This window comes from Brevundimonas sp. AAP58, assembly GCF_001295975.1.
Classification (GTDB): domain Bacteria; phylum Pseudomonadota; class Alphaproteobacteria; order Caulobacterales; family Caulobacteraceae; genus Brevundimonas.
In genome coordinates, this window is the sequence record NZ_LJHU01000068.1 from 1 (window position 1) to 5,301 (window position 5,301).

Below are 5,301 nucleotides of genomic sequence, written 5' to 3' on the forward strand. Positions count from 1 at the left end.
CTTCTCCCCTTGCGGGAGAAGGTGGCCGAGCGCAGCGAGGTCGGATGAGGGGTGCAACTCGGTTCTGGCCTTGAGGGTCAAGTCCACGAGCGTGCCTGCATCTTCGTACCCCTCATCCGGCCCTCCGGGCCACCTTCTCCCGCAGGGGGAGAAGGGTGGTGGCCTGCGACCCGTTCTCAATGTCCCCGCATCCATCGGGGACTCATGGACGCCTTGTCCGACCACGGCTATATCCGCCGACGCCGCAGCGCGCTGTCGCCGCGCGCGCCGGGGACCTGTGCGCCCCTGCGATCGCCGCGAGACAGGTGAACCGGATGTCCGGGCGGCCTTGACCAGAGGAACACTCCCATGCCGTCAGTCGACAGCCTTTCCACCCGCCGGGACCTGACCGTCGGGCGCAAGAAGTACGCCTATTACAGCCTTCCCGCCGCCGAGGAAGCCGGTCTGGAAGGCATCAGCCGCCTGCCGCGCTCCATGAAGGTGCTGCTGGAGAACCTGCTCCGCAACGAGGACGGCGTCTCCGTCACCGCCGATGACCTGAAGGCTATCGCTGCCTGGACCCAGAACAAGGGCTCCGTCGAGCACGAGATCGCCTTCCGGCCCGCTCGCGTCCTGATGCAGGACTTCACCGGCGTGCCCGCCGTGGTCGACCTGGCCGCCATGCGCGACGCCATGAGCGCGCTGGGTGCCGACGCCACCAAGATCAATCCGCTGGTTCCCGTCGATCTTGTCATCGACCACTCGGTGATGGTGGACCACTTCGGTACCCCGGGCGCCTTCCAGCAGAACGTGGAGCGCGAGTACGAGCGCAACATCGAGCGCTACAACTTCCTGCGCTGGGGCTCCTCGGCCTTCAACAACTTCCGCGTCGTGCCGCCGGGCACCGGCATCTGCCACCAGGTGAACCTGGAGAACCTGGCCCAGACCGTCTGGACCGCCGAGGAAGGCAAGAAGACCGTCGCCTATCCCGACACCGTCGTCGGCACCGACAGCCACACGACCATGATCAACGGCCTGGCTGTTCTGGGCTGGGGCGTCGGCGGCATCGAGGCCGAGGCCGCCATGCTGGGCCAGCCCATCCCCATGCTGATCCCCGAGGTCATCGGCTTCAAGCTGACCGGTACCATGCCCGAAGGCACCACCGCCACCGACCTGGTGCTGACCGTCACCCAGATGCTTCGCAAGAAGGGCGTGGTCGGCAAGTTCGTGGAGTTCTTCGGCCCGGCCGTCGCCAACCTGACGATCGAGGATCAGGCCACCATCGCCAACATGGCCCCGGAATACGGTGCCACCTGCGGCTTCTTCCCCGTCAGCCAGGCCACCATCGGCTATCTGACCGCCACGGGTCGCGACAAGGCCCGCGTGGCGCTCGTTGAGGCCTATGCCAAGGCGCAAGGGCTCTGGATCGACGAGACCTCCGAAGACCCGATCTTCACCGACGTGCTGGAACTGGATCTGTCCACCGTCGTCCCGTCGCTGGCGGGACCGAAGCGTCCCCAGGACCGCGTTGAACTGACTGTCGCCGCCCCCTCGTTCGAGACGGCGCTGGGCGAGGTGTTCAACCGTCCCGCCGACGCCCCGCGCGCGGCGGTCGAGGGCGAAAGCTTCGACATCGGCGACGGTGACGTGGTCATCGCAGCCATCACCTCCTGCACCAACACGTCGAACCCCTCGGTCTTGATCGCGGCCGGCCTGGTGGCGCAGAAGGCCAACAAGCTGGGTCTGAAGACCAAGCCCTGGGTCAAGACCTCGCTGGCTCCGGGCTCGCAGGTCGTGACCGACTATCTGACGGCCGCCGGCCTGCAGAAGGAGCTGGACGCGCTCGGCTTCAACCTGGTCGGCTACGGCTGCACCACCTGCATCGGCAACTCGGGTCCGCTGGACCCGGCGATCTCGAAGACGATCAACGAGAACGCGATCGTCGCCACCAGCGTCCTGTCGGGCAACCGCAACTTCGAGGGTCGGGTGAACCCCGACGTCCAGGCCAACTACCTGGCCTCGCCGCCGCTGGTCGTGGCCTATGCGCTGGCCGGTTCGATGCGAATCGACATCACCAAGGACCCGATCGGCCAGGACAAGAAGGGCAAGGACGTCTTCCTGAAGGACGTGTGGCCCACGACCGCCGAGATCGCCGCCATCCAGAAGAAGGCCGTCACCTCGGCCATGTTCGCCAAACGCTACGCCGATGTGTTCAAGGGCGACGCCCACTGGCAGGCCATCCAGGTCGCCGGCGGCCAGACCTATGCCTGGGACGACAGCTCGACCTACGTCGCCAACCCGCCCTATTTCGAGGGCCTGTCGATGGAGCCGACGCCCGTCACGGACGTTGTCGAGGGCCGCGTCCTGGCCATCTTCGGCGACTCGATCACCACCGACCACATCTCCCCGGCCGGTTCGATCAAGAAGACCTCGCCCGCCGGTCAGTACCTGACCGAGCGCGGTGTCGATGCGCTGGACTTCAACTCCTACGGCGCGCGGCGCGGTCACCACGAGGTGATGATGCGCGGCACTTTCGCCAACATCCGCATCCGCAACCGCATCGTCCCCGACATCGAGGGCGGCCTGACCAGGCACTTCCCGTCGGGCGACGTCATGTCGATCTATGACGCGGCCATGCGCTACCAGTCCGAGGGCCGGTCGCTGGTCGTGTTTGCGGGCAAGGAATACGGCACGGGCTCGTCGCGCGACTGGGCGGCCAAGGGCACGCGCCTCTTGGGCGTTCGCGCCGTCATCGCCGAGAGCTATGAGCGCATCCACCGCTCGAACCTGGTCGGGATGGGCGTGGTGCCGCTGCAGTTCAAGGCGGACGGCTGGACCAAGCTGGGCCTGACCGGCGAGGAAATCGTCACCATCCGCGGCCTGTCCGACGTCAACATCGGCAAGCTGCGTCCGCGCCAGGATCTGTGGGTCGAGCTGTTCCGCCCGTCGGACGGCAAGATGGCGCGGTTCCCCGTGCGCTGCCGCATCGATAACCAGACCGAGCTGGATTACTTCAAGGCCGGCGGGGTGATGCCCTACGTGCTTAGGAACTTGGCGGCGTAGGTCCCTACGCCTCGGATGTGATACCGTGGGGAATGACTTCCCCACGGCAATCCGTCGATGAGCAGCTGGCCAAGCTAGGTCGTGAACTGCAGGCAGTTGAAGCCGCGCATGAGCAACCGAAGGCTGCCGTGCGCTCGGCGAGGCCGGTGCCGAAACCGATTGGAGCAGGCGAGAAGCTTTTTCGCAAAATCCTGTTTGGCTTGCTCCTGGCTTGGAGCGCTATCGTGTTCAGCCTTATGGCTCTAAACAATTCTTGGACGCTGTTAGAGTGGATATTTGCGCCCATATTCATGCTTGCAATCGCGTTGCTTATCTACGGCGTCGCATTGTTCCAGATCGAGCTTGGCAAGAGCGTGTGGAGCAGTCTCCTGAAGCGCAATAACTGACCCGCTAGGCCCTCAATCCAGCCGCATCGACTCGGCCAGAGGCCGCGCGTTAGCGACGCGGCCAAGGGCACGCGTCTGCTGGGCGTGCGCGCCGTCATCGCCGAAAGCTATGAGCGCATCCACCGCTCGAACCTGGTCGGGATGGGCGTGGTGCCGCTGCAGTTCAAGGCCGACGGCTGGACCAAGCTGGGCCTGACCGGCGAGGAGATCGTGACCATCCGCGGCCTGTCCGACGTCAACATCGGCAAGCTGCGTCCGCGTCAGGACCTGTGGGTCGAGCTGTTCCGCCCGTCGGACGGCAAGATGGCGCGGTTCCCCGTGCGCTGCCGCATAGATAACCAGACTGAGCTGGATTACTTCAAGGCCGGCGGGGTTATGCCCTACGTGCTGCGGAACCTGGCGGCCTGATCCGGCCGCCCGGGCTCAGTAACGGACTTCGCAGACCAGTCGCTTGAAGTAGCGCGAACCCGGTGCCAGCGTCAGTTCTACCCCGTCCGGAATCTGGGACGAGGTGACCGTGTGCAGTCGATAGGACAGGGATCGAACGGCGCCGGTGACGCCCCCGGCCGCCGTTCGGCACTGGCTGTCTGCTTCCTGGCGGATGCGGTCTTCCGCGCTCCAGCCGACGACGTCAGCGCTCGTCAGATGGACGAGTTCCGGCTCCAGCACGAAGATCTCGATCCGGGGCGACGCCGGAGCGACTGGCCCCGCGATCTGTCCAGGGACCTGACTGGGTCCAGGGGGAGATGCGCGAACCTGCGCCGTGGCCGTCGACCCCAGTGAGAGAAGCAGAAGAAACGGAAGGACGCGACGCATGGACACCTCCATTGATGATTGAGACCGTGGTGGTCTTCGGGTCCCGCCGACGCACAGCGTCCCGGGAAACGTGATCCGGGCGCAAGGTGGGGCCGTTCTCAGGAGCGCTGGGAGACGCTTACCGGGTCTCGCAGACGACCCGGCTGAAAAAGTAGCGGTCGCCGCTGGGCGCGCGTTGATAGGAAACCACCCTGCCGAACCGGTCGCCAAGGGCCTGGCTGCAAAGCGCGGTCGCCCGGTTGGGGTTGTTGTTGAAGTTGTCAGACGAGAGCGGCCAGCTTTCTCCTGCGGCCGTGGCGGTGGCCTCATCGTATTCCAGCGTCACGATCTGCCGGCGGGCGGTCTGCTCGACCTCGTTGAGCCTCAGCATGATCGCGCTGTGGGCCTGGCTTGATGGATCGAGGTCTGGCGCACGTATTCCGGGCTGTTGTTGCGGCGTGGCCGGGACGGCGCGATAGGTCTGGGCGGCGGCGGGAAAGGCGACGCTCGCGGCCAGGGCGAGGATCGTCAGGCGGATGGGGATCATGGCGGCCTCCTGTCGGCCGACGGAAGCGTCGACCGTTCCATGTGCCTGTCAAGAAACAGGCGTGGCTACGCGACTGCCTGGGACATAGCACATTGTGGGGCGGACCCGAAACGAGGCCGGGATGCCCGGCGACTAAACCCGCATCGCCTCAGCCAGCAGGCGGGCCTCTGCCGCGCGGCTGGAGCCCTTGCGCCAGGCGACGACGATCTCGCGGCTGGGGGCCTCGGCGGCGAAGGATCGGATGACGACACCGGCGTCGTCGGCCAGCCCGGCCCGCACCGCCATGGCGGGCAGGAAGGACACGCCCAGCCCCGACGACACCATCTGCACCAGCGTATGCAGGCTGGTCGCGGCGAAGACGTCCTCGCCGCGCGGGGCGTCGATCTCGACGGCGGCCAGGGCCTGGTCGCGCAGGCAGTGGCCGTCTTCCAGCAGGATCAGGTCCTCGCCCTTCAGCGCGCCGGGCTGGATGTCGCCGCCCGCCGCTAGCGGATGGCCAACCGGAGCGGCGGCGAGGATTTCGTCGTCCCC

At 66.4% G+C, this 5,301-nt stretch carries 5 protein-coding genes and 1 pseudogene; 3 read left to right on the forward strand and 3 right to left on the reverse strand.

Features of this window, described 5'->3' with window-relative positions:
- The first annotated feature begins 348 nt into the window (after positions 1–348).
- The 3 genes and pseudogenes from acnA to IP78_RS09620 form a co-directional block, all read left to right on the forward strand.
- Complete coding sequence (acnA, locus tag IP78_RS09610) at positions 349–3,042, forward strand: aconitate hydratase AcnA (protein ID WP_054111468.1); 2,694 nt, start codon at positions 349–351, stop codon at positions 3,040–3,042.
- 32 nt (positions 3,043–3,074) lie between these two features.
- Positions 3,075–3,428: a hypothetical protein gene (locus IP78_RS09615; protein ID WP_054111469.1), complete on the forward strand. Its 354-nt coding sequence runs from the start codon at positions 3,075–3,077 to the stop codon at positions 3,426–3,428.
- Positions 3,429–3,485: 57 nt separating this feature from the next.
- Positions 3,486–3,836, forward strand: a pseudogene (locus IP78_RS09620) (aconitate hydratase); the annotation flags it as partial.
- Between the two features lie 15 nt (positions 3,837–3,851).
- Here IP78_RS09620 and IP78_RS09625 read toward each other — a convergent pair.
- The 3 genes from IP78_RS09625 to IP78_RS09635 form a co-directional block, all read right to left on the reverse strand.
- A complete protein-coding gene (locus IP78_RS09625) occupies positions 3,852–4,244 on the reverse strand; it encodes a hypothetical protein (RefSeq protein WP_156320354.1) in 393 nt (130 codons plus the stop codon).
- Positions 4,245–4,362: 118 nt separating this feature from the next.
- On the reverse strand, positions 4,363–4,770 hold the full coding sequence (locus IP78_RS09630; RefSeq protein WP_054111472.1) for a hypothetical protein: 408 nt from the start codon (positions 4,768–4,770) through the stop codon (positions 4,363–4,365).
- A 132-nt stretch (positions 4,771–4,902) separates the two neighbouring features.
- Positions 4,903–5,301: LysR substrate-binding domain-containing protein (locus tag IP78_RS09635; RefSeq protein WP_231680978.1), on the reverse strand; the 399-nt coding region annotated here is incomplete at its 5' end.

Coding starts and splice junctions, on each gene's coding strand:
- acnA (WP_054111468.1), top strand. CDS start 349: ATGCCGTCAGTCGACAGCCTTTCCACCCGCCGGGACCTGACCGTCGGG.
- IP78_RS09615 (WP_054111469.1), top strand. CDS start 3,075: ATGACTTCCCCACGGCAATCCGTCGATGAGCAGCTGGCCAAGCTAGGT.
- IP78_RS09625 (WP_156320354.1), bottom strand. CDS start 4,244: ATGCGTCGCGTCCTTCCGTTTCTTCTGCTTCTCTCACTGGGGTCGACG.
- IP78_RS09630 (WP_054111472.1), bottom strand. CDS start 4,770: ATGATCCCCATCCGCCTGACGATCCTCGCCCTGGCCGCGAGCGTCGCC.